Source organism: Bordetella tumbae (assembly GCF_054780995.1).
In genome coordinates this window covers 1-2,443 of the sequence record NZ_BAAGVG010000036.1, presented here as the reverse complement: position 1 = coordinate 2,443, position 2,443 = coordinate 1, and the positions used below count along the sequence as shown (strand labels likewise).

Here is a 2,443-nt window from a genome sequence, read left to right as displayed (position 1 = left end):
AGGTGGAGCAATGCACTCTTCAGACCCTCTTGAAGTCAGTCCGGCGTCACGGCGGCGGCGATATGATCCCCAATTCAAGGCCGAACTGGTTGCCTATTGTCAGCAGCGTGGCATCTCCGTGGCGTCGGTTGCTCGTGATCACGGCATCAACGCGAATCTTGTTCGCCGTTGGATCCAGGAACACGAGCGTTATGGTGACCTCGATGTCAGCACAACACCCTCGCCGATCCAACGTGATGTCGCGGCCCAGTTCATTGCCGTGCCGGCCTCGATGAACAAACCTATCGAGTCGGCGTCACAGGACCCGTCACCACCGATCCAGATCAAGCTTGAACGTGGCGATTTAATCGTCTCGATTCAATGGCCACTGAGCCACGCGCAGCAATGTGCTGCGTGGCTAAATGAAGTCACTCGATGATCCGTATTGACCAGATCTGGCTGGCCGTCGAGCCGATGGATATGCGTGCGGGTACTGACACGGCACTGGCCCGAGTGGTAAAGGTCTTCGGTGCTGCACAGCCACACCACGCGTATTTGTTCGCCAACCGTCGAGCTAACCGTTTAAAAGTGTTGGTACACGATGGCCTGGGCGTCTGGCTGGCGGCTAGACGGTTGCACCAGGGCGGGTTTACTTGGCCTCGTTCGGGCGAGGCGCAGCTCATGTTGAGCGACGAACAACTGCAGGCCTTGGTCATAGGTCTGCCCTGGCACCGTATCGGGCCTAACGGCGTGATTGACGTTCTCTGATTGGCAGGCTGGATTCTGGCGACTCACTTTTACTTGGCACGTAACTGCCGCGTTATGCCATCGGGGCATGCGCCAATGGCGTAGGTGCCTCAGTCATGTAACACTTAGGGCCATGACTACGCCGCCGATGCCCGACCTTGCCAACATGGATGCGCCCGCCTTGCGCACGCTGTTGCTCGAGGTGCTGGCCGAGCGCGAGGCGCTCGAGCAGACGCGATCCGAGCTTGAACAACTAACAGTGCGTCAGGCACAAGCGCAAACGGTCTACCAGGACGAGATCCGATACAAGGACGCCAAGATCGCGCAGTTGACCCACGAGATCGCGAGCCTGCGTCGCTATCAATTCGGTAAAAAAGGCGAGCAGCTCTCAGGGATACAAGGCAATCTGCTGGATGAGACCGTCAGTACGGACATCGCGGCCATTGAGACTGAACTTGAGATACTAAGCGGCCACCCCCTATCCAGACCGGCCAACCGCCCCAAGCGTGCCCGGTTACCCGAGCACTTGCCCCGCACCGAATACCGCCATGAGCCCGATAGCACGCACTGCCAGTGCGGATGCGAGTTGTTGCGCATCGGAGAAGAGGTCTCGGAGAAGCTGGATTACACACCGGGATTGTTTAGCGTAGAGCGCCACATCCGCGGCAAATGGGTGTGCAAACAATGCGCCACCCTAAAGCAGGCGCCAGTACCAGCCCATGTCATCGACAAAGGCATGGCCACTACCGGCTTGTTGGCTCACGTTCTGGTGGCCAAGTACGCCGACCATCTGCCGCTGTACCGGCAAGAGGCGATCTTCGAGCGAGCGGGCATGAAGCTGGCTCGCTCAACGCTTGCCGAATGGGTCGGAACCTGCGGCGTTCATCTGCAACCCTTGGTGGACGCCTTGCGCCAGGCGATTCTCGCGCATCGCGTGGTGCATGCCGACGAAACGCCGGTGCAAATGCTCCAGCCTGGCAGCAAAAAGACCCATCGAGCCTATCTCTGGGCCTATGCACCTGGTGCCTTCGAATCACTGAAGGCGGTGATCTACGACTTTACGCAAGGCCGTGCTGGTGAACACGCTCGCGCCTTCCTGGGGGACTGGCAAGGCAGTCTACTCTGTGACGACTACTCGGGCTATAAAGCCTGCTTTACTCAAGGCATGGCCGAGGTCGGGTGCATGGCGCATGCGCGGCGCAAGTTCTACGAGCTGCATGCCGCCAGTAAGAGTCAGTTAGCTGAGCAAGCTCTGCAGCATATCGGTCAACTCTATGAGGTTGAACGCCAGGTCAAGGACTTGGATATCGATGCTCGAAGGCGAATACGTCAGGAACGATCCAAACCCCTGGCCGACGCGCTGCACCTCTGGATGAAAGAGCAACGCGCCCGCGTTCCCGACGGATCAGCCACCGCCAAAGCCTTCGATTACAGCCTTAAACGCTGGAGTGCGCTCACGCGCTATCTAGATGATGGGCAGTTGCCGATCGACAACAACCACATTGAACGGCAGATCCGACCGGTTGCGGTGGGCCGGAATAATTGGCTGTTCGCGGGATCGCTGCGTGCAGGCAAACGGGCGGCTGCTGTGATGACGCTGGTTCAATCGGCCAAGCTCAATGGGCACGATCCGTATGCCTATCTCAAAGACGTACTCACGCGTCTGCCTACGCAGCCGGCCAGCCGGATCGATCAATTACTGCCGCATAACTGGCAA

At 58.7% G+C, this 2,443-nt stretch carries 3 protein-coding genes; all 3 read left to right on the top strand.

Annotation, left to right across the window (positions count from 1 at the left end):
* The coding region (gene tnpA / locus ACYVI2_RS29260; RefSeq protein WP_460490393.1) for an IS66-like element accessory protein TnpA at nt 1-418 on the top strand (418 nt) is incomplete at its 5' end.
* Nucleotides 415-747 (top strand): IS66 family insertion sequence element accessory protein TnpB, encoded by a 333-nt coding sequence (gene tnpB / locus ACYVI2_RS29255; RefSeq protein WP_094838079.1) that lies wholly within the window; start codon nt 415-417, stop codon nt 745-747. The genes tnpA and tnpB, both read left to right, overlap by 4 nt.
* Before the next feature lie 145 nt (nt 748-892).
* Nucleotides 893-2,443: IS66 family transposase (tnpC, locus tag ACYVI2_RS29250; RefSeq protein WP_460490394.1), on the top strand; the 1,551-nt coding region annotated here is incomplete at its 3' end.